Source organism: Muricoccus vinaceus, from assembly GCF_042433125.1.
Lineage (GTDB): Bacteria > Pseudomonadota > Alphaproteobacteria > Acetobacterales > Acetobacteraceae > Roseomonas > Roseomonas vinacea.
Window position 1 is genome coordinate 71804 of record NZ_JBHLVZ010000113.1, and the last position, 21855, is coordinate 93658.

Genomic DNA, 21855 nt, shown 5'->3' on the forward strand with positions numbered 1-21855 from the left:
AGCACCGCCCCATCCCGCGTAATTCCTTGACGCCGCCCCCCCGCGCCGCTAATCCGCCCGCTCCCGGGACCTGTCCCGCCCGCCGGTCGGCCGCCCCCAGAGGGTGCCGGCTCCGTCGCTCCGCGAGTGTTCGCGCAGCGGCGCGATCGGTCATGGGCTGGCCCCAGCCAGTAAGGATCGACCCCGCCCGCATGTTCGAGGCGCTCTCCACCCGCCTGAACGGCGTCTTCGACAAGCTCCGCCGCCGCGGCGCCCTGTCCGAGGCCGACGTCACCGAGGCCCTGCGCGAGGTCCGCGTCGCCCTGCTGGAGGCCGACGTCGCCCTCCCGGTCGCGCGCGACCTGATCGCGAAGGTGCGCGAGCGCGCGGTGGGCGTGGAGGTGATCCGCAGCGTCTCCCCGGCGCAGCAGGTCATCAAGATCGTCAACGACGCGCTGGTGGAAGCGCTCGGCGGCGGCGAGGGGGCCGAGGCTCCGGGTCTTGACCTCAACGCCCCGTCCCCCCTGCCGATCCTGATGGTCGGCCTGCAGGGCTCGGGCAAGACCACCACCTCGGGCAAGATCGCGCTGCGCCTGCGCACGCGGGACAAGAAGAAGGTTCTGCTGGCCTCGCTGGACGTGGCCCGCCCCGCCGCCCAGCTCCAGCTCCAGACGCTGGCCACCCAGGCCGGCGTGATGAGCCTGCCCATCGTCCCCGGCCAGTCCCCGCTGGAGATCGCCGCCCGCGCCATGGACATGGCCCGGCGCGAGCTCTTTGACGTCGTCATCCTCGACACCGCCGGCCGCCTCTCCATCGATGACGCGCTGATGGAGGAGGTCGCCGCGGTCAAGGCCGCGACGAAGCCGCATCAGACGCTCCTCGTCGTCGATGCCATGACCGGCCAGGACGCGGTGAACACCGCGCGGAACTTCCAGGACCGCGTGGGCGTCAACGGCATCGTCATGACCCGCGTGGACGGCGACGCCCGCGGCGGTGCCGCGCTCTCCATGCGCGCCGTCACCGGCGCACCCATCCGCCTGCTGGGCGCCGGCGAGAAGCTGGACGCGCTGGAGGACTTCCACCCCGACCGCATCGCTTCCCGCATCCTCGGCATGGGCGACATCGTCTCCCTGGTCGAGCGCGCGGCGGAGACCATCGACCGCGACGAGGCCGAGAAGCTCGCGGCCCGCATGCAGAAGGGCCAGTTCAACCTCGAGGACTTCGCCAACCAGCTCAAGCAGGTCGGCAAGATGGGGAACCTTTCGGGGATCCTCGGCATGCTGCCCGGCCTGGGCGCCATGAAGTCGCAGATCCAGAACGCGAAGATCGACGACAGGATGGTCGGCCGCCAGGCCGCCATCATCTCCTCGATGACCGCCAAGGAGAAGCGCAACCCCGACATCATCAAGGCCTCCCGCAAGAAGCGCATCGCCGCGGGGGCAGGGGTGACGGTGCAGGACGTGAACCGCCTGCTCAAGCAGTTCGACGACATGTCCGCCATGATGAAGCGGATGAACAAGCTCGGTCAGAAGGGGCTGATGCGGGGTGGGCTCGGCGCCCTCCTGCCCGGCGCCGGAAACCGGCGACCTTTCTGAACACCAGAGATAGCGAGAAGGACTACGACATGGGCCTCAAGATTCGCCTTGCCCGCGCCGGCGCCAAGAAGCGCCCCTACTACCACATCGTGGTGGCCGACAGCCGCTCCCCGCGCGACGGCCGCTTCATCGAGCGCCTGGGCTCCTACAACCCCATGCTGCCGTCCGACCATGCCGAGCGCGTGCGCCTTTTCGACGAGCGCCTGAAGCACTGGCTGAGCCAGGGCGCCATCGCGACCGACCGCGTGGCGAAGTTCCTGGGCAAGGCCGGCCTGGCCCCGATGCCGGTGTTCCCCGAGCAGCCCAAGCAGTCCGCCCCCAAGAAGCGTGCCCAGGAGCGCGCCGCGGCCGCCGCCAGCGCCGCCTGAGAGACCCCAGCGCCAAGCCATGTCCGCGTCGCGTCGCATCCTGGTCGGTGAGTTCGGCCGCCCGCACGGGGTGAGGGGGCTGATCCATGTCCGCTCCCACACCGCCGAGCCGGCGGCCATCGCCGGCTACGGCCCGCTCTCGGATGAGAGCGGGGAGCGCCGCTTCGTGCTGAAATGGCTGGCCGAGGGGCTCGTGCAGGTGGATGGCGTCACCGACCGCGACGCCGCCGCGAAGCTCACGGGCACCCGGCTCTTTGTCGCGCGCGAGGCCCTCCCCGCGACGGAGGAGGACGAGTTCTACCTCTCCGACCTCATCGGCCTCCGTGCCGAGACGGAAGCGGGCGAAACCGTCGGCACCGTCACGGCCGTCGAGGATTTCGGCGCCGGCACCATCGTCACGCTGCGCGACGCGAACGGCAAGGACACGCTCCTTCCCTTCACCCGCGCCGCCGTGCCGGTGGTGGACGTGGCCGGCGGCCGCATCGTCGTCGCCCCGCCCGAGGAGCAGGTCGTGCCCCCCCGGCCCGGCGAGGGCGACGGCGAGGTGCAGCCCGGCGACACGCCGCGCCCGCGCCGCCCCTCCATGCGCCGCCGCAGCGGCGGACGGGACGCGGCATGACCTGGCAGGCCACCGTCCTCACCCTCTTCCCCGGCATGTTCCCGGGCCCGCTCGGCACCGCGCTCGCCGGGCGCGCGATGGAGCGCGGCCTGTGGTCGCTGGAGGCCCGCGACATCCGCGACGCCTCCACCGACCGCAACCGCCGGGTGGACGACACGCCCTTCGGGGGCGGCGCCGGCATGGTGCTGCGCCCGGACGTGGTGGACGCCGCCTGCGCCGCGGCCATCCCCGAGGGCGACGCGCGCCCGCTGGTCTTCCTCACCCCCCGCGGCGCCCCGCTCCGGCAATCCCTGGTGCGCGACCTCGCATCGGGCCCTGGCGCGGTGCTGCTCTGCGGCCGCTACGAGGGCGTGGACCAGCGCGTGGTGGAAGCCCGCGGCATGATCGAGGTTTCCATCGGCGACTACGTCCTTTCGGGCGGCGAACTCGCGGCGATGGTTCTCCTCGACGCCTGCGTGCGCCTGCTGCCGGGCGTGATGGGCGCGGCCGAAAGCGCGGAAGAGGAAAGCTTCTCCGAAAATCTGCTCGAATACCCCCACTACACCCGCCCCGCCGAATGGCAGGGCCTGCGCGTGCCGGATGTCCTGCTCTCGGGCCACCACGCGGAGGTCGCCCGCTGGCGGCGCGCCCAGTCGGAGGCCGTGACCCACGAACGGCGTCCGGACCTCCTGACCAGTAAACAACGGCGCGATCCGGCCCCCCGGGCGCCATTGCATCCGGCGGCAAGCCCCGCCTAAACGCACAAACGAAAGGGACCACGACGATGAACCTGCTCCAGCAGTTCGAGCACGACCAGATGACGCGCCTCGCCAGCGCCCGCAGCACGCCCGAGTTCCAGGCCGGCGATTCGCTGCGCGTGATGGTCAAGGTGCAGGAAGGCGAGCGCATCCGCACCCAGGCCTATGAGGGCGTCTGCATCGCCCGCTCCAACCGCGGTCTGAACAGCAACTTCACCGTGCGCAAGCTCTCCTACGGCGAGGGCGTGGAGCGCATCTTCCCGCTCTACTCCCCCAACGTGGCCGAGATCATCGTGACCCGCCGCGGCAAGGTCCGCCGCGCCAAGCTCTACTACCTGCGCGGCCGCACCGGTAAGTCGGCCCGCATCCAGGAGCGCGCGGCGCCCCGCAAGGCCGCCGAGGAAGCGCAGCAGGCGTAAAAACGGACCGCGGCCCGCCCCATATAGGGCGGGCCGCTTTCCGTTCGGGTTGAAGAGGAGAAAGCCATGCCGGCCACGAAGCCACGCACCCTGTTCGACAAGATCTGGGAGGCCCACGTCGTGGAGACGCTCCCCGACGGCACCGCCCTCCTCTACATCGACCGCCACCTCGTCCACGAGGTCACCAGCCCGCAGGCCTTCGAGGGCCTTCGCGACGCCGGCCGCGGCGTCCACCGCCTCGACGGCACCTTCGCCGTCACCGACCACAACGTCCCGACCGACAGCACCCGCTTCACCGGCATCCAGGAGCCCGAGAGCGCGCTCCAGGTCGCGACGCTGGAAAAGAACGTCGCCGAGTTCGGCGTCACCTACATCCCGCTGAACGACAAGCGCCAGGGCATCGTCCACATCATCGGGCCGGAGCTGGGCCTCTCGCTGCCCGGGATGACCATCGTCTGCGGCGACAGCCACACCTCCACCCACGGCGCCATGGGCGCGCTGGCCTTCGGCATCGGCACCTCCGAGGTGGAGCACGTGCTGGCCACCCAGACGCTGCTGCAGAAGCCCGCGAAGAACATGCGGGTCACGGTGAACGGCAAGCTCGGCTTCGGCTGCACGGCCAAGGACATCGTGCTGGCCATCATCGGCAAGATCGGCACCGCCGGCGGCACCGGCCATGTCATCGAGTTCGCGGGCGAGGCCATCCGGGCCCTCGACATGGCCGGCCGCATGACGGTCTGCAACATGTCGATCGAGGCCGGGGCGCGGGCCGGCATGATCGCTCCCGACCAGACCACCCTCGACTACGTCCGTGAGCGCCCCATGGCGCCCAAGGGCGAGGCGCTGGAGCGCGCCATCGCCTGGTGGAGCACGCTGCCCTCCGACGCTGACGCCGTGTTCGACAGGGAAGTGGTGCTCGACGCCTCCGAGATCGCGCCCATGGTGAGCTGGGGCACCTCGCCCGAGGATGTACTGCCCATCACCGGCACCGTGCCCGATCCCGACTCCGTGACCGACGAGGCGCGCCGGATGCAGCTCCGCCGCATGGTCGACTACATGGGCCTCACCCCCGGCCAGCGGCTGGAGGACCTTCGCGTGGACGCCGTCTTCGTCGGCTCCTGCACCAACGGCCGCATCGAGGACATCCGCGCCGCCGCCGAGGTCGTCCGCGGCCGCCGCGTGGCTGAGGGCGTGCGCGCCATGGTCGTGCCCGGCTCCGGCCTCGTGAAGGAGCAGGCCGAGCGCGAGGGCCTGGACATCATCCTCAAGGAAGCGGGCTTCGAGTGGCGCGAGGCGGGCTGCTCCATGTGCCTGGGCATGAACCCCGACAGACTCTCCCCCGGCCAGCGCTGCGCCTCCACCTCCAACCGCAACTTCGAGGGCCGTCAGGGCAAGGGCGGCCGCACGCACCTCCTTTCCCCCGCCATGGCCGCCGCCGCCGCCGTGACGGGCCGCCTGGCGGATGTGCGCGAGCTGATGCCCCAGGGCGAGCAGGGGGTTGCCGCATGACCCCCTTCACCACGCTGACGGGCATCGCGGCTCCCCTGCCGATGGCCAATGTCGACACCGACAAGATCATCCCGGCCCGCTTCCTCAAGACCATCGAGCGCAAGGGCCTCGGCCGCGCCGCTTTCGCCGACATGCGGTTCAACGACGACGGCACCGAGAAGCCCGACTTCGTCCTCAACCAGGAACCCTACCGCGCCGCCGAGATCCTCGTGGCGCACGAGAACTTCGGCTGCGGCTCCTCGCGTGAGCACGCGCCCTGGGCCCTCCTCGACTTCGGCATCCGCTGCGTCATCGCGCCCGACTTTGCCGACATCTTCTTCAACAACTCTTTCAAGAACGGCATCCTCCCCATCCGCCTGCCGCGCGAGATCTGCGACGCGCTGATGGAGGATGCTCGCCTGGGCGCCAACGCCCGCATCACCGTGGACCTCGCCCGCCAGGTCGTGGTGCGCCCGAACGGGGAGGAAATCCCCTTCGAGGTGGACGCGCTCCGCAAGCACCGCCTGCTCAACGGCCTCGACGACATCGGCGAGACCATGCAGCGCGCCTCCGTTATCGAAGGCTTCGAACAGAAGCAGCGTGCCGCCCAGCCCTGGCTCTACGGCTGAGCGGCGCCACGCAGAAAGACCCAAGCATGCCCGCGAACAAGAAGCTGCTGGTGCTGCCCGGCGACGGCATCGGCCCCGAGGTCGTGCGCGAGGTGCGCCGCGTCATCGACTGGATGGACCGCCGCCGCAGCGTGACCTTCGAGATGGAGGAAGGCCTGGTCGGCGGCGCCGCCATCGACGCGCTCGGGCATCCCTGCCCGGACCGCACCATGCAGCAGGCCGAGCGCGCCGACGCCATCCTCTTCGGCTCCGTCGGTGGCCCGAAATGGGACAGCCTGCCCTTCGAGAGCCGCCCGGAGCTCGGCATCCTGCGCCTCCGCAAGGACCTCGGCCTGTTCGCCAACTTGCGCCCGGCGATCGTCTGGTCGCCCCTCGCGCAGGCATCGTCGCTCAAGGCCGACCTCGTGGACGGCCTCGACCTGATGATCGTGCGCGAGAGCACCGGCGGCATCTACTTCGGCGAGCCCCGCGGCATCGAAACCATGCCCAACGGCAAGCGCCGCGGCTTCGACACCGAGAGCTACACCGAGGAGGAGATCGAGCGCGTGGCGCGCCTCGCCTTCGAGCTGGCGGCCAAGCGCACGGGCCGCCTCACCAGCGTCGAGAAGGCCAACGTGATGCAGTCCGGCCGCTTCTGGCGCGAGATCGTGACGCGCACCGCGTCCGAGTTCCCCGGGGTCGAGCTGTCGCACATGTATGCCGACAACTGCGCGATGCAGCTCGCCTCGCGCCCCAAGCAGTTCGACGTGATCCTCGCCAGCAACCTCTTCGGCGACATCCTGTCGGACCTGGCCGCGGCCGTCACGGGAAGCCTCGGCATGCTGCCCTCCGCCACCCTCGGCGCCGCCGACGCCAGCGGGCGCCGCCACGCCCTCTACGAGCCCATCCACGGCTCCGCCCCCGATATCGCCGGCAAGGGCATCGCCAATCCCTGCGCGCAGATCCTGTCCTTCGCCATGCTGCTGCGCTGGTCCTTCGGCATGGACGAGGACGCGCGCCTGATCGAGAACGCGGTGGAGAAGGTGCTGGCCGGCGGCCTGCGCACGGCCGACATCATGGTGCCCGGCGCCGCCCGCGTGGGCACCTCCATCATGGGCGAGGCGGTGGTGCGCGAACTCGATAAATTGGCGGCCTGAAAGGGGTTGCGCCGCATCCGCCTTGCGGCTATTCCCCGCGCCAAGGACGAGCCACTACGGCTCAACCGGTTGTCTGCCTTGGTTTTGCGCCCGTAGCTCAGCTGGATAGAGCACCAGACTACGAATCTGGGGGTCAGGAGTTCGAATCTCTTCGGGCGCGCCAACCATTTCAATGACTTAGGCGGCTTCAGCGTGGTGGCGGTGTTTAGCTGCCCGGACATTGCCCGGACACTTCCATCGCAATGTCGGTTTTTCAGTGCAGCGGGGATCTGCGGTTCGTTGCGGCATTTTCGAACCAGTATACGCGCGGTGGGAAGGCTAAAGTTTGGCTCCTACGGTGCTGTAGGTAGTTGGCCGGGAACGCCTCCCGGTGACAGCAGTTTTGCAGCTTAGCCGATTGGGAGCATTTGCTGTCTTAGCCTGGCCATCTATGGTCAGTGGCAGACCCGACTTAGAGCCACCGCTCAAGGAGGCCACTAATGGTTTGGAAGCCTAAAATGGATCGGAGCACCCGCTTCGTTGGAACCACTCTTGGCACCGACCCAGATGAAGCAGTGGTCCGCGCGAAGCTGGCAATGATCGGGCGGCAAGAGCCAAGAGGTAAGCCGACCATGGCTAAAGCTCGTGGTCCGAACAGCCCCCTCAGAGCACCACCAGCGAAGTGAATGGCTGTTGCCGACTTCGCGGACAGACGGGTGTGCAGAAAGCGGCGTTTTGCCAGTTCGACTACGTTCTCTCCCGAGCGTCGCGTGCCCACCTCCTCATTTCGGCAACCTCAGCGCGCAACTTCCGCATTTCCAAGGTGTGCAGCCCGGTCCGGGTGCGCGCTTTCCGCACTCGCGCCAGCCCCTCGGCTGTCCGGGGGCCGGTCGAGGTGCCGCCGTGCATCCGACACCGAGCATTTGCCATGGCCGGTCCCTGGCAGGGCTGCCCAGCCCGGGTCCGAGCCCCGCACCGGGGTGCAGCATTGGGGTTTCCCGTCCGGTTGCCGTTCCGCAGTCGACCGGGGCGCGTGGGGTTCTCCTCGCTTTTCTCGGTCACGACCTATCCCCCTCCAAACCCGGCCTGGCATGTCCAGTGACGTTGCCGACAATGGCTTGCGCACCTTCCTGAACCACCACCCGCTCCACGCGGACCACCTGTGGACCCTTGCCTCGCTTGCGGTCCAGCGCGTCCAGCATGTCTGTCATAGCGCGTGACAAACTAGCAGCGTCCTTTCGGAGCTTCGTCGCAGCCTCGAAGGGTTGGTCGGGAATCATCGCGCGTCTCATGCACTCCATTGAAGCGTTGTGCAGACCAACTGCCTGGGCCGCCAGCATGCCCTCCACGGCGTCCTTTGCCTTGAACGCAGCCAGTGCAAGCACTGCTGCCGCCTGCGCTTGTGCCTTCTGCTCGACGCTCCACTGATCCGGAATCCATGCAGTCCGCATTACGCGGTTCAGCATCGCATTATTCAGCACGTCGCTTTCTGCTCCAGCGACGGCACGTAGCTGCGCATCGGGTTTCCTGCTCATGTCCACGGTCACCGTTTTCGGCGGCTTGGCAGGCGCTGAATTGGCCATCTCACGCTTCCTCATGTCCTAACCTCCTTAGTTGGGATGCCGACTGGGACTAGCCCGCACGTCGAGCAGCGCCAGCCCCTTGGATAGGCCCAGAAGTGTTGACCACCGCACGTGCTGCACCGGCTCCCGCGGGGCGGTACCGCCAGCGGATCGGGCCATGCCGAGGGGCGCTTCAACGCTGCCGCTAGCAGCCCGCGCAGCATCGGATCCGATTGCGGCAGGTCCGAGCCAGACGGCGCAGCGAGGCCAGGTATCCACGCATCTATTTGCGAGAAGTCTTCTTTCTCGCTGCTGGGATCGTGCCTGCCGTAAGGTGCGGCGTAGTGCTCCGCCATTGCCTCGACCTCGGCGGCGTCGTGGTCCATGGGCGGTTCTGGTAGCGGCTGTATCGGCTTTGGTGGTGGCGGCTCCGGCGCCCCGGGTAGCCTGTACGCCTCCGCGAAGGCTGCGAACCTCCTCATTTCAGGCCGCCTTCTGCAAACACGGTCGGGCAGGTCGGGCAGGTCGGGCAGGGGCCATTTCATCCCGTGTTTCCTCGCATTTTGCCGGCCTATCCCTGCCCGACCTTGAACCCAGCAGGTCGGGCAGGTCGGGCAGGAAGCGCCGTAGAGCCCCGCTGTCATGCTTCTGCCAACAGGCCAGGGCGCACCACGTAGAGGCGCGGGCGGCCTTCGTTGGGGATGGACACCTTCACCCGCAGGTTCTTTCCGTCCCGCATCAGCAAACCGCGGTCCCCTAGCTCTCGCGCCACCTGATCAGCGTCGAGGCCCCGGCAAACCTCGTCCTTCCAGGTGTCGGGCAGGACCAAGTACTCCCAACCCTCCGCGATCCTCCGCCGCCACCCAGCCCGGTTGCCGACAAGGCGGCTCGTGTCCTCCTCCATGCCGCCCTGCGCGCTGGACGAGAGGACAAGGTTGGTGAAGCGGCTGGATCCGTGGGTGCCGATGAAGGCCCGTACTGCTTGAACCGCCGTCTGGCTTTCCGCCGCTCCATGCCCACCACGTAGCGCGAGCCACGCCTTGAAGCACGCGACGGCAGCCCGCTCGCTCTCCCCCTGAGGCCAGGGAAGGATGCCGATCTCCGTTGCCAAGTCGCCCGCTGCTGCGATCAGGCCAAAGCGTTGGGCCACGCGGCGTACCTGTCCATCGGCGTCGGTTGGGACATGCTCGCCTTGAACGAAGGCAGCGACAGCTTCGCGAAGGTTGTTCAGCAGCGCTAAGGGCTGCTCGGCTCGCATCTGCACAAGGGTGGCCAGGAAGGCACGGGCAGCATGCCCGTGATGGGCGAGAGATGCCGTCTTTACTGCGTTGCTCAGAGCCTCTCCAGTTTTGTGCCCGTGCAAATCTTGCCAAACACCGTGCCCGCACCCCGCAAGAGCAGGAATGGACACGCATCGCACGTCCTGCCCGGCTCGGCTGCGCTGGCCCGTTTCCCCGATCTTGTCCGCAGGGCTGATCTCACCCGTTGAGAGGAACAGCGTACGCCAGGTCTTGGGACTCCTGAGCGCGCCTGAACGATCCGCCCGCCCGCGGCCGGCTCCACCCGCGAGGGTGTACATAGTGACGCCCACGTCCTTGCCGTCAGCAAGCCCGATCTCGTCGAGCGCGAGGAGACCGTCGGAGCACTCGACAGCCGCCCCTTCCAGGGCGTTGGCCGTGCTGCGCCAGGACCGGATTTGTTGGCTCATGCGAGGGCTACCCCACGCGCTGGCGCCGCCTTCCAAGCAGGTGGTCTTGCCAGTGGAGCTGCCACCCAGCAGATGCACACCACCGCCCTCGGCGCCAAGGATTTCGAGCAGGGGCGGCGCGAGGCTGGCGGCGATGAAGAGCGCCAAGCGATGATTCCCGATGGCGGGCGCTGCCACCCCCTCCTGCCACCCTGCCAACGTACCGCAAGCGGCAAGGCGAGCCGCGGCGCCCGCATCCGCGGTTGTTAGAACCACCTCCTCCCCACCGCCACCGTAAGCGGTGCCATCCGCCATCGCATAGGCGACCCGCTCCCCCGCAACATGCCACCCTGCCCGCGAGACCAGGGAGACGCGCGAACCTGCCTGCACCCCGCTCAAGGCCTCGCGAAGGTAGAGCCGTGCATTTGGATGGGGTGAAAGGCGTAACCCGCGTTCCAGCAACATCGCCTCCAGCTCGCCGGGTTGCGTCACCAGCAAGCGCTTAGGCATCGCCCATGTATGGGTGCGGAGGTCGTCATCCTTCCATCGAAGCAGAAGGCTCCAACCCTCGCCGGCCGCGTCACGGGCACCGCCCAACACCTCCAGCGGTGCGCAGAGCCAGATCAGGCCTTGTTCCCCTGCATCGGCATAGAGGCCCTCACTCTGCTTCATCGTGAAGCTAGCGGGCCACCGAACTTGCCCAGGGGCGGGCGGAGCCTTCCGACGCGATGCGGCAGCCTCTTCCTGGCGGCGTCGGCGACGCTCCTGCGCTACCAGCTTATCCAAGGCAGTCAGGTTCAGGCCCAGAGCGGAAGCAGCCTGCTTCCGCTCAGACTGGTACTCGGCCTCGCTCAGCCCAGCGAGCCGCACGAGCTCAAGGGCCAACTCGGCGCGATTGCTGCTGCTCTCCGCTTCTGTCGTGCCCGTGTCATCCGGCGGCAGATCATTAGGATCCATGCGGGAGTCCATCAACCGCGCCCTCCCGGTGAAAGGTTACCGCTATCGGTACGCTGAGAGACGGCCCAGGCCGCGATGGCAGCACCTTCCCCCTTCGGTTTCCCGGCCTGCTCAAGCGCGCCATCCACCGCGCGCACCACCTCGTCAGCGGTCATCAGCCCCGCGACCACGAAGCGTGCGAGCCCCCACGCTTCGGCAACGGCGGTGGGATGGCGAGAATCCACCGGAGCTGTGGCGATGGCGGTGCATGCGCGCATCAAGGCGGCCCGTACGTAGCGGTCGCCGTTCATCGTGCGCGCTGTCGCATTCGCGTCAGGTTGAGGTGGGGGCGCTGGTGCCACCTCGGCCGAAGTAGGGCACCGCACCGTCTCTCCCCCTTCCAACATCGTCAGCCGGTGCGGCAGGGGGTCGGCCATGTCTACAAAAACCGGGGAAGCCGTGTAGGTCACCTGCGCCGCACGAAGGGTGGAAGGATCCACCCCCGGCACCCCGCGCAGCCAACGCTGGCACTCGATACCTGTTAGCGCCCGCTCCAGCAGAAACCAAAGACGCAGCCGCAGTCCGGGCTTGATGGTGTGGCCGGCGGTAGCCTGGACGATGCAGGCGGAGCCGTGGAAGGTGTTCGGCATGGTCAGCCGCGCCAGGATACCGCAGGCTTTCAGATCGCGCCGGTCCATGCCTTCCGGTGCAGGAATGCCATCGCAGTCCATGGCGAGCCACGCGCGGGGCGCATCGCGCAGCGTCGGCAGTTCACCCGTTTCCCGGTTGGGATGCACCAGGCGGCGCACCCCTTTCGTGTGAGTGGGATCGAGGATCGCACCGCGCACCACGCAGTGTTCCGGTCGGTGCGCCAGTGCGGCCAGATGATCGTGCAGGCCGTCCATGCCATCGAACGCTATGGTGTGCATGTCATAGGTCCTGGCGCTGTCGTAGCCTTCCATCGCGCCGTGGCGGATCAGCTTGGCAAGGCGGCGGCCACGGCTGCGGAGGATGGTGAGAGAGCGCGCCTCGCGCGCATCGCTGTACGGCGTCATGCTGGCGTCTCCATCGCGTGCAGCGCGGCCAGTGCCGCAGGGAGTGAGGAGAACAGCACCGGCAGCCGTGCTCCTGGGTGCAGCAGGCCGGCCCTCGGCAAACCATCGGGCGCTGCGGCGTCGGGCAGCAGAATCACACGAGGCGGCACCGCCCTTCGCTGGCGGGCATGCTGCGTGTCTGCCCAGGCAAAAAGGTCTGGACCATCGTCAAAGGCAGAGAGGTGGCGCTTCATCGGCTGCCCTCTCCGCCCTCTCGCTGGCTGACTGCGCCCAGCAGCAGCGTATGCGAATGCTCGCCTTCGTCGCCCTCGCGCTTGGGCATCACGAGCACACGAACTCCGCCCAAGCGGCCCGTCAAGTATGGTGCGCCTTTGGCAGAAGTCTTGCGGTAGAGCCGGTAGGCAGGCAGCAACGCGCCGCTCTTACCGGTGGTGGGAGCGTCAGAACGCATTGCGTCCTCCGTGAGGATGGAGGCGCGGAAAGGCGTTGGCGAAGCAGTCCCGATGCGTTAAAAGCGGGGTTGTCCAGACCACCGCTAACATCAGTTCCGCCCCCGCCGGCCGCCCGCCGCGCGGGGGTTTTCGTTAAGCGGCGCGGTTCGCGGTGGCGGGGCCGCCCTTGATCGTCGGGGCGGCATCCATCTTTTCCTGGGCCATCGCGAACAGATCGGCGGTAAGGAATACCAGCCGGCCGTTCACTACTTTCCCGGTCAGCGGCCAACGCTCCATCGTCCGGTGGGAAATCGGGAAGAAGTAGCGCGTCACGAATTCGGCGCCGCGCTGGCGATCCACATAGCGGGGCAGAACGGAAAGATCGGGTTCGGGCGGTAAGGCTGCCGCCGTGGTCATTAGGGCACTGCGCATCGGCACCTCCGTTATGGCCCCAAGCGGGGCGTTGCGGTATGCCATCCAGATATTCGACGTTCTGAGATCCGAGCAGATGACAAATGTCTGCTCGTTTTGGAGCCGGCGTGTCGCGCGACACACCGAGCACGGAACAGCGACGCTAAATGTCGCGGTCGGGATTGGAGAACAGGTCTTTGAAAGGTGACGGCATTGCCGCGAGTTCGACGGCCTGCTTCAGCAGACGATTGATGTGCCTTTTTACCGATATCTCGGTCGTATTCTGGAATCTCGGGATCGTTGCGCAAGCCTCCCGCGCTACGGAAGTAAGGTTTGGCTTTCGACGCTCTTGCTTCGCGCGCTGCCGCTCTTTCTCTACTAGGTCGAGGAGCGCGTCGTCCGCCTTCCGGTCTTGTGAGTGAACAAGCGCCTTCCCGCTGGGGAGGATCAGCGGTCGCTCTTCGCCGTCCTGAATGGTGGTCGCTGCCGAGACGGTCATCCGTGCCCAAGCCGTCGCGGTTTCCCAGTCTGACGCAAGGGAAAGTTGATGGAACGCGCTGTTGAACGTTGCCTGGAAAGCAGTGAACGCGTGCGCAATCCGGTCCCGCTCCTCGGGCGTGGCGTCCTCGCGAATCTGGCGCAGGAGCGCGTAGTCTCGCTTCCGTTGATCGTCGGGCATTACTTGCGCCTCCGCTGGCGCGTCCGCATGGGAAGTGGCGGGGCTGCGCAGTGCGGAAACCGCGCGGGCTGGCCGGCCCTGCCCCACCACAAGCAAGATAGCTGTTCGGGCCGATGATGGCATCTCTCATCTGAGCTTCTCCCGCCGCCAAAGCTTGCGCCGCGCCAGCAAAGCCGCTGAGGGTGGACGAGGTAGGGCCAGGCACTACTGGGGTCACGCTGTCTGCGGGGACGGCGCCAGGATAGGTTGGGCGGGAGGGAAGGAAGCAGGTCATGGCCACTGTGACCCCTGCTCGGTGGAGCAAGTAGCCGGTCGGTAGAGCTCCGCCGCCGCCCTCCTCAACATCATTCGCACCGCCGGGACTGTCATGCCCAGCCGCTCCGCCACGGCCTCGATCTCGCAGCCCTCGGCCAGCATCCGCCGGGTAACCTGGAGGCGGCGGGGCGTCTCGGGGTTTGGCGGGCGGGTCCGGTGCAGGGTGCGCAACCCGGCCCGCCTGGCACGCATCCGAGCGGCGCCGGGGTCGATCCCCAGCGCCTCCCCGAGACCGCGGTAGGTGGTGCCGTTTGCCAGAAGAGCGGCGATCACGGCGCGCTGTGTCATGCCACTTCCCGCCGGAGCGTGCACTGGTTGCCCAACACCGCCTGGAGGTCGTGGCCGGTAGCGGCGGCCAGGAAGTCAGCGGCGCGACGGTTGTGGCGCGCGGCACGCATCAGCCGCTCTGCCGTGTCCCCGTAGTTCGTATCGAAGTCGGCCGCGCGGTCGGCATGGGTGGAAGCGAGGGCGATGACAAGCAGCGCGTCCATGATTGTCTCGGGCTCTGCCTCCAAGGCGGCGTCCTCGGTGTCAAAAACGATGATCGTGGCTTCGTTCCATTGGCTGCGAATGTGGTCTTTCTCCGCCTCCGGTCCCTTGCACGCCATCCACCGATCTTCCGCGGCCTGCGCCGCCTGATCCAAGGCGGGGAGACGGCGGACGAGTTGTTCAACCCTGCCAATGCGCTGTGTGCTGGCGAGGGCGGGCGCCGCGACGGCAGCACCCCCGATTGCCGCCAGCAGGCCACGACGCGCCGGGCTCATGCTGCACCTCCGGCGAGCCGCAGCAGCAGGGCGTGAGCGATGCGGGAGGGGGTGGTCTCGCTCCAGTTCACCTCTCGTCCCTCCGAGCACTGGAGCGCGACGTGGGCTAGGGCTACGGCGCCAGCCGCAGTCTGGGGGATAGCTGTCTCAATTAGGCGTTCGGTGGCCACGTATTCCGGCCATTCGGGCATCTGGTCCGCGTTTTTCCGTGCGTCGGGATGCGTGCGGTCGTTGATGATGCTCTCCAGCTCCAGGTAGCGCGCGCAAGTCTGGATCAGCATCGCGTCCGGGTTGGTCACGTTGGCATTGGCGGAGGGGAGGGGGGGCAGCCAGGACGGCAGCGCCACCCAGGATGCTGCGACGGCTCGGGCGGTTCATGCCCTCTCTCCCATGACCTTCACCAGGTCTTCCAAGGCCGCGTAGGCCAGCCACTCGGCGTAGTCCTTGACGTTGATCTCGCCGTCCGCCGGGTTTCGATCAGCAACGGCAAGGGCTGCGCGTGCCTTGGCCAGGACCCCGGCCAGGGTGGCAACGGGCAGGGGCGCCAGGGCCTCCGTCTTGTCACAGACGGCGTTGATCAGGCGGTCCCGTTCGGGCTCGCGCGCCTGCTCCTCCTCTGGGGTGGAACTCGGTACGGCGTAGGCAGCAAGGCACGCAGCTTCGGCCTCGATTACCTCGTGCGCGAGGCGGATCACCTCGGCGTCGGGGGAGGGCGCCGGTCTTCTATCCAGCGCGTCTGCGGCTGCGGATTGCACTGGCAGCGCTGCAGTCGGATTGGCGACGATGGCGGCAAGGCCGCCCAGCAGGGTCCGGCGGCTCATGTTCAGCCCTCCAGGCGTAGAAGGTGTTGCACGAGGTCCCAGGCCCAGATCTCGGCAGGCGTGCCGCTCGGGCTCACCGTGCCGTTCTTGGGGTTCAGTGCCTCGGCTCTGGCAGCGCGGGCCTTCGCAACCATGCCGGCCAACGTCACCGGGACGGCAGCGTGGATGGCGTCGCGGCTGCGCTCATAGGCCTGCCAGAGAGGGCAGTCGTCCTCACCGGAGCCATAGTCGTTGACCGCGGCAATGATGGACGGGTGCGCCTCACAGATGCGGATCAGTTCGGCATCCGGGTCCGGCGCCGATCTTCTGTTCAACGTGGCGGCGGTGGCGTGCGTGGCGAGCACGGCGGCGGGTCCAATGGACATGGCGGCGATTCCGCTCAGAAGGTTGCGACGGCTCACGCGCCGGCACTCCCGAAGACGCCGTTGAAGCGGCGGAGGTTGGAAGGGATGGGGTCGCCGTTGCGGCGATAGGCAGCGCGCATCTGGCGGGCGCTCGGACGGTGCGTTATGGCACGGGCGCGGTCGGGGGAGAGCGTGGACGGCTGGGTGCTGGCCTCGTCCGCCTCGGCCTCGCCGTCGCTGTCCGGCTCTTTGTCAGCGTGCTGCGCGTCGGCCGCGTCCAGCATGTCGAGAAGGAAGTTGGCGCTATCGAGAAAGGCGCTGATCTGCGCCTCCATGCGGTCGCGCACGGCCGGGGTGAGAACCATGGCGGCCATGCTTTCGGGCCGTCTTCTTCTTGCCCCATCAGTGAAGGTAGGATTCGCGGTAGCCATCGGCTTTCCTTCGTGGGTTTGCAGAGTTGGTGGTCAGGCCGGGCGGCGGGGTTGCACCCTCCGCCGCTCGGCCGCTTCGCCCGGATCACCCGCCGGGCACGGGATCGGGTCAGGGCGCGAGGGTGCCTTTGCGGCGGGCCTGGAAGGCGGCCTCGGCCTGATCGAATGGGGTAGGGGAGGAGGCGGCCTCCTGGATGAGGTCCAGGCGCACGTGGCGGCTCCGGTGCCAGTAGTCCCCACGCATCCGGACCACCCATCCGCCGCGCCCGGCCTCGGCCAGCTTGGCGCCGATCGTCGCGACCTCGGCCGCGTCGGGTTCAACGGCGCGACCCAGCAGAACATGGCGGCCGTCGTCACCCAGGACGATGAAGATGCCGCCCTGGTCGGCGGCGTGGGGAGACTGGCGGGGGCGCATTAGCGGGTGGCCTCGGCCAGCAGACCGTCGTGGACCTCGCGGGTCTGCTCAATCATCCCAGCCAACAGCGCCCGCAGGCAGCCGGGGCTCATGGTGTCGAGCTTGGCCAGGTCTAGGTCGGCGGTCGCGTCGATCTCGCGGAGGGCGGTGTCCAGGGCGGTGGAGGGGGTCATAGCCGCGTCCCTCACGAAGCCAGAGCGGCAAGGGCGGCGCTGGCGGCGGCGAGGCGGGCGTCCGCCTTCCGGAGAGCGGCGCGGGCCTTGTTGAGGGCGCCCATGGCAGCGGTCTGAGCGGCGCGGCGGTCAGCGGCCGGGCGCTGGTTGGCCATGCCGAGACGGCGACGGGCGGCGGCGTAAAGGGCGGTGACAATGCGGTGGTCGGCGGAGGCGCGGCCCAGCTCGATCTGCGCAGCCTCGGCGCGCTCGGTGATGGTCGGGACGGCGCCGGTCTCGATGAACAGGGGCAGGCCGCGCATGGTGGCGACGTTCTGCAGAACCGCATCCGTCAGGCGGCCATCCGTGAACAGTTCGGCGGCTGCGGTGACAGCGGGATTCAGATGGGAGATGGTGGAGAGCACGGGGGAGGTTTCCCTTGCGTTGCTTCGTCTGCGGTGACATTATTTATATCACCTGCTACGGCGAATGCAATGAGAAATATCTGCTGACATGGAAAATATCAATACTGGTCAGCTTCGAGCGGCGCGCGCGCTGCTGCGCTGGACGGCAGAGGATTTAGCGAAGCGAGCCGGGGTTAGCGTGGTGACCATCCGGCGCGCGGAGCCGGCGGACGGGATGCTGACCATGATGCCGGCGAACGCCGCAGCGATCCGCCGTGCGCTGGAGGAGGCCGGCGTGGAGTTCATCCCCGAGAACGGGGGCGGCGCGGGCGTCCGGATGCGAAAAGGCCTCCACGCGGCGGAGCCTCGTTCCAAGCCTGACGGCGATTGAGAAGCGACAATAAAAGAGACCATGCCAGGGAAGGTTCTTCGCGGGGGTGGACTGCAGTTTGCGGCCGTGCCGCTTCGGCAGGACGGATACCGACTCCGGGTCATGTTGCTGACCAGCCGTGACACCGGACGTTGGGTGCTGCCGAAGGGCTGGGCCGAACAGGGTCTGACGGGGCCTGAGGTCGCTGCGAAGGAGGCCTTTGAGGAAGCAGGCCTCCGCGGCGAGGTGCAAGCGGGTCCGTTCGGGACCTATCGCTATCGCAAGTGCATGTCCCGAGGCCGTGTGATTCCGTGCCGGGTTGAGGTCTTCGCAATGTGGGTTGACCAAGTGCTGGAGGACTGGCCAGAGCGGTCACAGCGGGCTCGGGAGTGGTTCTCGCCACGGGAGGCGGCAAGGAAGGTGCAGGAAGACGGGCTACGTCTCCTGCTGGAGGGTTTGGCCTATGGTACTCTCCTCGTCCCCAAAGGTGGCGAGGGCGCGGCCGCTCGGATGCCGAAGGCGCAGGAGGGGGAGGGGTGAACAAGACCGCCCGGAACGAGCGGACCAAGCTCCTAGCCAATGCGCTGGACCGCGCTTCCACAGCCTGCGTCGCGCCATCTCAGCCCTGCTCCGACAAAGGACGGGAGGCTACGACGCCTGCGAGCCAAGCTGCCTACAGGGTCTTCCTGCAAACGATGGTGTAACGGGAATGGTCGAGCGGCGGCAAAATTCGATCACGGCTGAACGCCTTTGGCCGTCCAAGCCGCCATCTCGCCATCGGCTAGGCCCGAAGCGACGCCTCAAATCACTTCGGGAAGTGAATGCCGCAAAGCTTATTGCCATCAGGATCACGAACGTAAGCCAGCTCGATCGTGCCCATGGAAGCTGTCTCCCGAGGTCCGGGGGAAGCCTCGATCGACGTGCCGCCGGACGCTACCGCAACGTCGTGGAACTGCTTTACCTGCTCAGGCGAGTTGCACTGGAACGCAACGGTGCCACCATTGGCGACGGTTGCAGGCTCGTCGTTGATGGGCTGAGTGACGATAAAGGCGGTACCATCCTGACCACGGTAGATAAGCCGGGTATGACCACTATCGGCCACGTTCAGCGTCGCTTCTCCCACCCCAAGGGTGCCGAGGACGGTGTCGTAAAAGCGCTTGGACCGATCAATGTCATTGGACCCGACCATGGTGTGGAACAGCATGCATATTTTCCTACTGAGATGCGTCATCATCTCACGTCATCTGTATTCCCAACAGTAGCTGGTCACTGCGCGCTCTACGCCTCGGCCCAAGCTGGCTCTGCATGCGCAGGAGAGTACCGCTCCAGCCACTCTTGTGCCGGACCCCATAACCAGTCCCCACGCTCGGCCGAGAGGGAAGCAATTATGGCCACCACCACGTCCCGTGCGCCCATCGCGACGCCGCCAGCGGCGATGTAGACCGCTTCCGCCCGATCAAGGCAGGCCAACGGCTCCAGGCCCGCGCCTCGTGTCTCGCGGTAGGCGGCGCCGGTAGCCTGCAGCAGATCCTCAGGCCAGAGGGAGCAGGGCGGCGGCCGGTAGAGGTGTTCGTGAACCATGGGCGGGTCCGGGTTCAGGTAGGCTGCGCAGGATCGGATCCTGACAAGCCAAGGGCTCTTGCCTACTGAGATAGCCCGTTCTTACGAGCAAGGAGAAGGGTGAGAATTTCCATGAGCAAGGCGTCAGCCTCGTGCAGATGCCGATCACGTGCAAAATCGGCTAGGTATTTCGCTGCGCCGACAACCAATTCCAGTGCGTCATCGGCCAAGTTGGCCTTGGAAGGATTTTGCTGATCAAAGTCGGCTTCCATGCTTCATCCAATCATTTTTGAAGGATTGCTTTGACCGTTCCGGCTATGGCAGTTCGTGTCAGCACTTTGTGAGGCGTGCTGAATGGATAAGAACTCTACTTCAGGTTGTTCTTAACCTTTGTTAATTCCCCGCGTTCTGCTCGTGCAACTTCGGAAAGATGAGGCATGCAAAACACGTGGAGCCAGCCAAGGCGCGATCAGCTGCGTCAGACCGTTTCGCAGGCGTTGAAAACAATGCTCCTCCGGCCTGAGTACCTTTCCTACCCGGGTGAAATGCTTCGGCAGCTGGAAGAGCAAGTTTCCCTCGTCCTCACCGAGGCACCAATCCGAGAAGACGTAGGCAGCACCCTCGCGATCCGCGCCGAGCTTGCTGCTGTGATCCACACCGAGATCGCCAGGCTGACAGCTCGCGTCAGCTGATCTCGGATCAAGCTCTGCAAGTTGGTCCCCATGGGGTCGCGCCCCTTACGGCCATGCCCGCTGCCTGTCCTGGCTTCGACTTCATCTGCCCATGACGCGCCTCCTTGCCCATGCGGCCGCGTTTAGAGCTTCTCCAGTTTACTCGAACGCGTAGCCGGAGTTGGCGAGGTAGTTCCGGCATTCGGCCGGGGTAAAGGATCTGCTCGGCAGGGGCTTCGTGCTGGCGCAGGCGCTGGTGGTGGCCGTGTTCGCCAGGCTGCAGCCCTACGCGGGGGCGATGCGGTGGCTGCCTGATGCCGCATGGATGATCCGGGGGCGGGTCCTGCCCCCGGATCGGTCGCCTCAGAACAGCGCGGAGGGTGCCACAGTGGAGCCGGAGCCGCCCTGGACCTTCAGGGGCTGCACCGCGAAGGCGAATTCATGCTGACCGCGTCGCGCCAGCACGTCGAGTTTCATGTTCTCCAGCAGGTGCACGCCGTAGACGGCCAGGGCAAGCTGGTGCACCGGCAGGCTGGCATCGGGCATGGTCTTGGAGGGCGAGCACTCCACCGGCCAGTTGTCAGAGCCCATCAGCATCGGGTTCTGTCGGAGGATCCATTCCGCCGCCGCCACGCCGAGGCCGGGGCAGGAGGCGACGAAGCGCGCGTTCTCCCGGCCCCAGAGCAGGCCCCAGCCGGTGTGGATGATGACCGCGTCGCCCTCCTCCATCCGCGTGTTCTGGCGAGCGAGCGCGGCCTGCAGGTCCTCGGGCGTGATCTCATAGGTGTCGGGCAGGGTGGGCACGCCCTTGAGGGCGGCGACGTCGATCAGGATGCCGCGGGTGAAGATCGTGCCCACGGTGTTCACGCCCATCTCGGTGAAGCCGCCGCGCGACATAATCCGGGGAATCTGCACGCAGTTGTAGCCCTCCTCGCCGATGGTCTGGTGTGGGAAGGCGTCCAGCTGGGTGCCAACCTGGCCGATCTCGCCCACCACCAGCTCCTCGTTGGACCCTCGGCGGTTACCCTCGGGGTTCATGAAGGTCTGCTTCAGGTGGACGTCAAAGCGGCGTGTGCCGAAGAAGGGCATCTGCTGGTTCAGCGTCTGGCCGCATTCCACAATTTCACCTGTGCGGATCAGGGCGGCCGCGCGCTTGGCGCGCTCGGGCGTCATCAGGTTCATCGAGCCGCGCCGGTCCGCGGCACCCCAGCGGGAGGGGCAGCGGTCGGCGCTGGCGGGCGGGCTCCAGCGTTGGGGGGATTGGGCGACGGCGCTGGCGACGAGGCCGTGGCCACCGAAGCAGGCGCAGGCCGCGCCGAAGACGGCACTGCGGCGGGAGAGGGCGTTCATGGGGCGTGGGTTCCTCCGACGGCCTGCTCTCCGATCGCAGGGCGCGATGTCGGGCGGGCTTGGCGGGGAGGATGGCAGCCAGGAAGGTGGCAAGGCCAGCCCGGAACCGCGCCGGGACCTGGGCGTTGGCTAAAGATCGAGCGTTGCTCCGACGCAGCAGGCATCGATAGTCCAATGATTGCCCAAAGGGCGAGGGCAGGGGCGATGGCGTGACGTAGCCCGCGCCACAGTGGAGCCGAATGGGCTACCTCCGTCCTGTGCTGACGCGAGAGGTTCATGGCACCCTATTCTTTCTGCTTGGACCAGAGCTAGGGCCTGTTAGCGCCTGAATCCTTGGCAAGGTGCCTGCGTTCTCCGGCTTTCTGGAGAACGGGATGGCGCTGACGGACGAGCAGTGGGCGGTGCTAGAGCCTCTTGTCGAGGCCTGCCGCCCGCACACCAAGGTGCCACCTCAGCACCTGCGCCGGACCATCGGGGCCATTCTTTGGCGGCACGACAACGGCGCGAAGTGGCGGGCCCTGCCTCTGGACGAGGGGCCCTGGTGGATG

At 67.4% G+C, this 21855-nt stretch carries 33 protein-coding genes and 1 tRNA gene; 13 read left to right on the forward strand and 21 right to left on the reverse strand.

Going from position 1 to position 21855, the window contains the following annotated elements:
• Positions 1-191 precede the first annotated feature (191 nt).
• From ffh to ACFFIC_RS28625, 9 genes are all read left to right on the forward strand, one after another.
• The gene (gene ffh / locus ACFFIC_RS28585; RefSeq protein ID WP_377056876.1) at positions 192-1574 is read left to right on the forward strand and encodes a signal recognition particle protein; all 1383 of its coding nucleotides are present in this window, start codon (positions 192-194) and stop codon (positions 1572-1574) included.
• 29 nt (positions 1575-1603) lie between these two features.
• Complete coding sequence (gene rpsP, locus ACFFIC_RS28590) at positions 1604-1942, forward strand: 30S ribosomal protein S16 (RefSeq protein ID WP_377056878.1); 339 nt, start codon at positions 1604-1606, stop codon at positions 1940-1942.
• A gap of 19 nt (positions 1943-1961) precedes the next feature.
• Positions 1962-2561 (forward strand): ribosome maturation factor RimM, encoded by a 600-nt coding sequence (gene rimM, locus ACFFIC_RS28595; protein ID WP_377056880.1) that lies wholly within the window; start codon positions 1962-1964, stop codon positions 2559-2561.
• Positions 2558-3298 carry a tRNA (guanosine(37)-N1)-methyltransferase TrmD gene (trmD, locus tag ACFFIC_RS28600; RefSeq protein WP_377056882.1) on the forward strand — a complete coding sequence of 247 codons (741 nt, stop codon included), beginning with the start codon at positions 2558-2560 and terminating at the stop codon, positions 3296-3298. Before rimM ends, trmD begins: the two co-directional genes overlap by 4 nt.
• A 26-nt stretch (positions 3299-3324) precedes the next feature.
• Positions 3325-3717 carry a 50S ribosomal protein L19 gene (gene rplS, locus ACFFIC_RS28605; RefSeq protein WP_377056884.1) on the forward strand — a complete coding sequence of 131 codons (393 nt, stop codon included), beginning with the start codon at positions 3325-3327 and terminating at the stop codon, positions 3715-3717.
• A 66-nt stretch (positions 3718-3783) separates the two neighbouring features.
• Positions 3784-5226 carry a 3-isopropylmalate dehydratase large subunit gene (leuC, locus tag ACFFIC_RS28610; protein ID WP_377056886.1) on the forward strand — a complete coding sequence of 481 codons (1443 nt, stop codon included), beginning with the start codon at positions 3784-3786 and terminating at the stop codon, positions 5224-5226.
• The gene (gene leuD / locus ACFFIC_RS28615; protein WP_377056888.1) at positions 5223-5834 is read left to right on the forward strand and encodes a 3-isopropylmalate dehydratase small subunit; all 612 of its coding nucleotides are present in this window, start codon (positions 5223-5225) and stop codon (positions 5832-5834) included. Before leuC ends, leuD begins: the two co-directional genes overlap by 4 nt.
• A 26-nt stretch (positions 5835-5860) precedes the next feature.
• Positions 5861-6970 carry a 3-isopropylmalate dehydrogenase gene (gene leuB / locus ACFFIC_RS28620; RefSeq protein WP_377056890.1) on the forward strand — a complete coding sequence of 370 codons (1110 nt, stop codon included), beginning with the start codon at positions 5861-5863 and terminating at the stop codon, positions 6968-6970.
• Positions 6971-7056: 86 nt separating this feature from the next.
• A tRNA-Arg gene (locus tag ACFFIC_RS28625) sits at positions 7057-7133 on the forward strand.
• Positions 7134-7696: 563 nt separating this feature from the next.
• Here ACFFIC_RS28625 and ACFFIC_RS30100 read toward each other — a convergent pair.
• The 17 genes from ACFFIC_RS30100 to ACFFIC_RS28710 all read right to left on the reverse strand — a co-directional run bounded on the left by ACFFIC_RS30100 (position 7697) and on the right by ACFFIC_RS28710 (position 17377).
• Positions 7697-8011, reverse strand: coding sequence for an HGGxSTG domain-containing protein (locus ACFFIC_RS30100; RefSeq protein WP_456306978.1), 315 nt, complete (start codon positions 8009-8011; stop codon positions 7697-7699).
• Positions 8008-8547, reverse strand: a complete 540-nt coding sequence (locus ACFFIC_RS28635) for a hypothetical protein (protein WP_377056894.1) — start codon at positions 8545-8547, stop codon at positions 8008-8010. The genes ACFFIC_RS30100 and ACFFIC_RS28635 overlap by 4 nt, the downstream gene beginning before the upstream one ends.
• Positions 8548-9151: 604 nt before the next feature.
• A complete protein-coding gene (locus ACFFIC_RS28640; RefSeq protein ID WP_377056896.1) occupies positions 9152-11167 on the reverse strand; it encodes a DUF927 domain-containing protein in 2016 nt (671 codons plus the stop codon).
• Positions 11167-12189, reverse strand: a complete 1023-nt coding sequence (locus ACFFIC_RS28645; RefSeq protein ID WP_377056898.1) for a hypothetical protein — start codon at positions 12187-12189, stop codon at positions 11167-11169. The genes ACFFIC_RS28640 and ACFFIC_RS28645 overlap by 1 nt, the downstream gene beginning before the upstream one ends.
• On the reverse strand, positions 12186-12422 hold the full coding sequence (locus ACFFIC_RS28650) for a hypothetical protein (protein WP_377056900.1): 237 nt from the start codon (positions 12420-12422) through the stop codon (positions 12186-12188). Before ACFFIC_RS28650 ends, ACFFIC_RS28645 begins: the two co-directional genes overlap by 4 nt.
• On the reverse strand, positions 12419-12640 hold the full coding sequence (locus ACFFIC_RS28655) for a hypothetical protein (RefSeq protein ID WP_377056902.1): 222 nt from the start codon (positions 12638-12640) through the stop codon (positions 12419-12421). The genes ACFFIC_RS28650 and ACFFIC_RS28655 overlap by 4 nt, the downstream gene beginning before the upstream one ends.
• Before the next feature lie 133 nt (positions 12641-12773).
• A complete protein-coding gene (locus ACFFIC_RS28660) occupies positions 12774-13097 on the reverse strand; it encodes a hypothetical protein (RefSeq protein ID WP_377056904.1) in 324 nt (107 codons plus the stop codon).
• 97 nt (positions 13098-13194) lie between these two features.
• Positions 13195-13710, reverse strand: a complete 516-nt coding sequence (locus tag ACFFIC_RS28665; protein ID WP_377056906.1) for a hypothetical protein — start codon at positions 13708-13710, stop codon at positions 13195-13197.
• Positions 13711-13980: 270 nt separating this feature from the next.
• A complete protein-coding gene (locus ACFFIC_RS28670; RefSeq protein WP_377056907.1) occupies positions 13981-14313 on the reverse strand; it encodes a hypothetical protein in 333 nt (110 codons plus the stop codon).
• The gene (locus tag ACFFIC_RS28675) at positions 14310-14789 is read right to left on the reverse strand and encodes a hypothetical protein (RefSeq protein ID WP_377056909.1); all 480 of its coding nucleotides are present in this window, start codon (positions 14787-14789) and stop codon (positions 14310-14312) included. Before ACFFIC_RS28675 ends, ACFFIC_RS28670 begins: the two co-directional genes overlap by 4 nt.
• Entirely contained in the window at positions 14786-15136 is a 351-nt protein-coding gene (locus ACFFIC_RS28680) for a hypothetical protein (protein WP_377056911.1), read from the reverse strand. Before ACFFIC_RS28680 ends, ACFFIC_RS28675 begins: the two co-directional genes overlap by 4 nt.
• 27 nt (positions 15137-15163) lie before the next feature.
• Positions 15164-15610: a hypothetical protein gene (locus ACFFIC_RS28685; protein WP_377056913.1), complete on the reverse strand. Its 447-nt coding sequence runs from the start codon at positions 15608-15610 to the stop codon at positions 15164-15166.
• A 2-nt stretch (positions 15611-15612) separates the two neighbouring features.
• Positions 15613-16011 carry a hypothetical protein gene (locus tag ACFFIC_RS28690; protein WP_377056914.1) on the reverse strand — a complete coding sequence of 133 codons (399 nt, stop codon included), beginning with the start codon at positions 16009-16011 and terminating at the stop codon, positions 15613-15615.
• Entirely contained in the window at positions 16008-16328 is a 321-nt protein-coding gene (locus ACFFIC_RS28695) for a hypothetical protein (RefSeq protein WP_377056916.1), read from the reverse strand. The genes ACFFIC_RS28690 and ACFFIC_RS28695 overlap by 4 nt, the downstream gene beginning before the upstream one ends.
• Positions 16329-16494: 166 nt before the next feature.
• A complete protein-coding gene (locus ACFFIC_RS28700; RefSeq protein ID WP_377056918.1) occupies positions 16495-16800 on the reverse strand; it encodes a hypothetical protein in 306 nt (101 codons plus the stop codon).
• Positions 16800-16973: a hypothetical protein gene (locus tag ACFFIC_RS28705; RefSeq protein ID WP_377056920.1), complete on the reverse strand. Its 174-nt coding sequence runs from the start codon at positions 16971-16973 to the stop codon at positions 16800-16802. Before ACFFIC_RS28705 ends, ACFFIC_RS28700 begins: the two co-directional genes overlap by 1 nt.
• Positions 16974-16984: 11 nt before the next feature.
• Complete coding sequence (locus tag ACFFIC_RS28710; protein WP_377056922.1) at positions 16985-17377, reverse strand: hypothetical protein; 393 nt, start codon at positions 17375-17377, stop codon at positions 16985-16987.
• A gap of 88 nt (positions 17378-17465) precedes the next feature.
• On the opposite strand from ACFFIC_RS28710, the gene ACFFIC_RS28715 reads away from it, so the two are divergent.
• Both ACFFIC_RS28715 and ACFFIC_RS28720 read left to right on the forward strand, forming a co-directional pair.
• Positions 17466-17747 carry a helix-turn-helix domain-containing protein gene (locus tag ACFFIC_RS28715; RefSeq protein WP_377056924.1) on the forward strand — a complete coding sequence of 94 codons (282 nt, stop codon included), beginning with the start codon at positions 17466-17468 and terminating at the stop codon, positions 17745-17747.
• Between the two features lie 21 nt (positions 17748-17768).
• On the forward strand, positions 17769-18266 hold the full coding sequence (locus tag ACFFIC_RS28720) for an NUDIX hydrolase (protein ID WP_377056926.1): 498 nt from the start codon (positions 17769-17771) through the stop codon (positions 18264-18266).
• Between the two features lie 265 nt (positions 18267-18531).
• Here ACFFIC_RS28720 and ACFFIC_RS28725 read toward each other — a convergent pair whose 3' ends face one another.
• From ACFFIC_RS28725 to ACFFIC_RS28735, 3 genes are all read right to left on the reverse strand, one after another.
• The gene (locus tag ACFFIC_RS28725; RefSeq protein ID WP_377056928.1) at positions 18532-18930 is read right to left on the reverse strand and encodes a VOC family protein; all 399 of its coding nucleotides are present in this window, start codon (positions 18928-18930) and stop codon (positions 18532-18534) included.
• 74 nt (positions 18931-19004) lie between these two features.
• On the reverse strand, positions 19005-19307 hold the full coding sequence (locus ACFFIC_RS28730) for a hypothetical protein (RefSeq protein WP_377056930.1): 303 nt from the start codon (positions 19305-19307) through the stop codon (positions 19005-19007).
• Between the two features lie 62 nt (positions 19308-19369).
• Positions 19370-19558 (reverse strand): hypothetical protein, encoded by a 189-nt coding sequence (locus tag ACFFIC_RS28735; RefSeq protein ID WP_377056932.1) that lies wholly within the window; start codon positions 19556-19558, stop codon positions 19370-19372.
• Between the two features lie 165 nt (positions 19559-19723).
• On the opposite strand from ACFFIC_RS28735, the gene ACFFIC_RS28740 reads away from it, so the two are divergent.
• Positions 19724-19978, forward strand: coding sequence for a hypothetical protein (locus ACFFIC_RS28740; RefSeq protein ID WP_377056934.1), 255 nt, complete (start codon positions 19724-19726; stop codon positions 19976-19978).
• Between the two features lie 342 nt (positions 19979-20320).
• Here ACFFIC_RS28740 and ACFFIC_RS28745 read toward each other — a convergent pair whose 3' ends face one another.
• Positions 20321-21307, reverse strand: coding sequence for a cyclase family protein (locus tag ACFFIC_RS28745; RefSeq protein WP_377056936.1), 987 nt, complete (start codon positions 21305-21307; stop codon positions 20321-20323).
• Between the two features lie 374 nt (positions 21308-21681).
• On the opposite strand from ACFFIC_RS28745, the gene ACFFIC_RS28750 reads away from it, so the two are divergent.
• Positions 21682-21855: transposase (locus ACFFIC_RS28750; protein WP_377056940.1), on the forward strand; the 174-nt coding region annotated here is incomplete at its 3' end.

Excerpts from the sequence above, each read along its gene's own strand:
- ffh (WP_377056876.1), top strand. The coding sequence starts at position 192 with ATGTTCGAGGCGCTCTCCACCCGCCTGAACGGCGTCTTCGACAAGCTC.
- rpsP (WP_377056878.1), top strand. The coding sequence starts at position 1,604 with ATGGGCCTCAAGATTCGCCTTGCCCGCGCCGGCGCCAAGAAGCGCCCC.
- rimM (WP_377056880.1), top strand. The coding sequence starts at position 1,962 with ATGTCCGCGTCGCGTCGCATCCTGGTCGGTGAGTTCGGCCGCCCGCAC.
- trmD (WP_377056882.1), top strand. The coding sequence starts at position 2,558 with ATGACCTGGCAGGCCACCGTCCTCACCCTCTTCCCCGGCATGTTCCCG.
- rplS (WP_377056884.1), top strand. The coding sequence starts at position 3,325 with ATGAACCTGCTCCAGCAGTTCGAGCACGACCAGATGACGCGCCTCGCC.
- leuC (WP_377056886.1), top strand. The coding sequence starts at position 3,784 with ATGCCGGCCACGAAGCCACGCACCCTGTTCGACAAGATCTGGGAGGCC.
- leuD (WP_377056888.1), top strand. The coding sequence starts at position 5,223 with ATGACCCCCTTCACCACGCTGACGGGCATCGCGGCTCCCCTGCCGATG.
- leuB (WP_377056890.1), top strand. The coding sequence starts at position 5,861 with ATGCCCGCGAACAAGAAGCTGCTGGTGCTGCCCGGCGACGGCATCGGC.
- ACFFIC_RS28635 (WP_377056894.1), bottom strand. The coding sequence starts at position 8,547 with ATGAGGAAGCGTGAGATGGCCAATTCAGCGCCTGCCAAGCCGCCGAAA.
- ACFFIC_RS28640 (WP_377056896.1), bottom strand. The coding sequence starts at position 11,167 with ATGGACTCCCGCATGGATCCTAATGATCTGCCGCCGGATGACACGGGC.
- ACFFIC_RS28645 (WP_377056898.1), bottom strand. The coding sequence starts at position 12,189 with ATGACGCCGTACAGCGATGCGCGCGAGGCGCGCTCTCTCACCATCCTC.
- ACFFIC_RS28650 (WP_377056900.1), bottom strand. The coding sequence starts at position 12,422 with ATGAAGCGCCACCTCTCTGCCTTTGACGATGGTCCAGACCTTTTTGCC.
- ACFFIC_RS28655 (WP_377056902.1), bottom strand. The coding sequence starts at position 12,640 with ATGCGTTCTGACGCTCCCACCACCGGTAAGAGCGGCGCGTTGCTGCCT.
- ACFFIC_RS28660 (WP_377056904.1), bottom strand. The coding sequence starts at position 13,097 with ATGGCATACCGCAACGCCCCGCTTGGGGCCATAACGGAGGTGCCGATG.
- ACFFIC_RS28665 (WP_377056906.1), bottom strand. The coding sequence starts at position 13,710 with ATGCCCGACGATCAACGGAAGCGAGACTACGCGCTCCTGCGCCAGATT.
- ACFFIC_RS28670 (WP_377056907.1), bottom strand. The coding sequence starts at position 14,313 with ATGACACAGCGCGCCGTGATCGCCGCTCTTCTGGCAAACGGCACCACC.
- ACFFIC_RS28675 (WP_377056909.1), bottom strand. The coding sequence starts at position 14,789 with ATGAGCCCGGCGCGTCGTGGCCTGCTGGCGGCAATCGGGGGTGCTGCC.
- ACFFIC_RS28685 (WP_377056913.1), bottom strand. The coding sequence starts at position 15,610 with ATGAGCCGCCGGACCCTGCTGGGCGGCCTTGCCGCCATCGTCGCCAAT.
- ACFFIC_RS28695 (WP_377056916.1), bottom strand. The coding sequence starts at position 16,328 with ATGGCCGCCATGGTTCTCACCCCGGCCGTGCGCGACCGCATGGAGGCG.
- ACFFIC_RS28700 (WP_377056918.1), bottom strand. The coding sequence starts at position 16,800 with ATGCGCCCCCGCCAGTCTCCCCACGCCGCCGACCAGGGCGGCATCTTC.
- ACFFIC_RS28705 (WP_377056920.1), bottom strand. The coding sequence starts at position 16,973 with ATGACCCCCTCCACCGCCCTGGACACCGCCCTCCGCGAGATCGACGCG.
- ACFFIC_RS28715 (WP_377056924.1), top strand. The coding sequence starts at position 17,466 with ATGGAAAATATCAATACTGGTCAGCTTCGAGCGGCGCGCGCGCTGCTG.
- ACFFIC_RS28720 (WP_377056926.1), top strand. The coding sequence starts at position 17,769 with ATGCCAGGGAAGGTTCTTCGCGGGGGTGGACTGCAGTTTGCGGCCGTG.
- ACFFIC_RS28725 (WP_377056928.1), bottom strand. The coding sequence starts at position 18,930 with ATGCTGTTCCACACCATGGTCGGGTCCAATGACATTGATCGGTCCAAG.
- ACFFIC_RS28730 (WP_377056930.1), bottom strand. The coding sequence starts at position 19,307 with ATGGTTCACGAACACCTCTACCGGCCGCCGCCCTGCTCCCTCTGGCCT.
- ACFFIC_RS28735 (WP_377056932.1), bottom strand. The coding sequence starts at position 19,558 with ATGGAAGCCGACTTTGATCAGCAAAATCCTTCCAAGGCCAACTTGGCC.
- ACFFIC_RS28740 (WP_377056934.1), top strand. The coding sequence starts at position 19,724 with ATGCAAAACACGTGGAGCCAGCCAAGGCGCGATCAGCTGCGTCAGACC.
- ACFFIC_RS28745 (WP_377056936.1), bottom strand. The coding sequence starts at position 21,307 with ATGAACGCCCTCTCCCGCCGCAGTGCCGTCTTCGGCGCGGCCTGCGCC.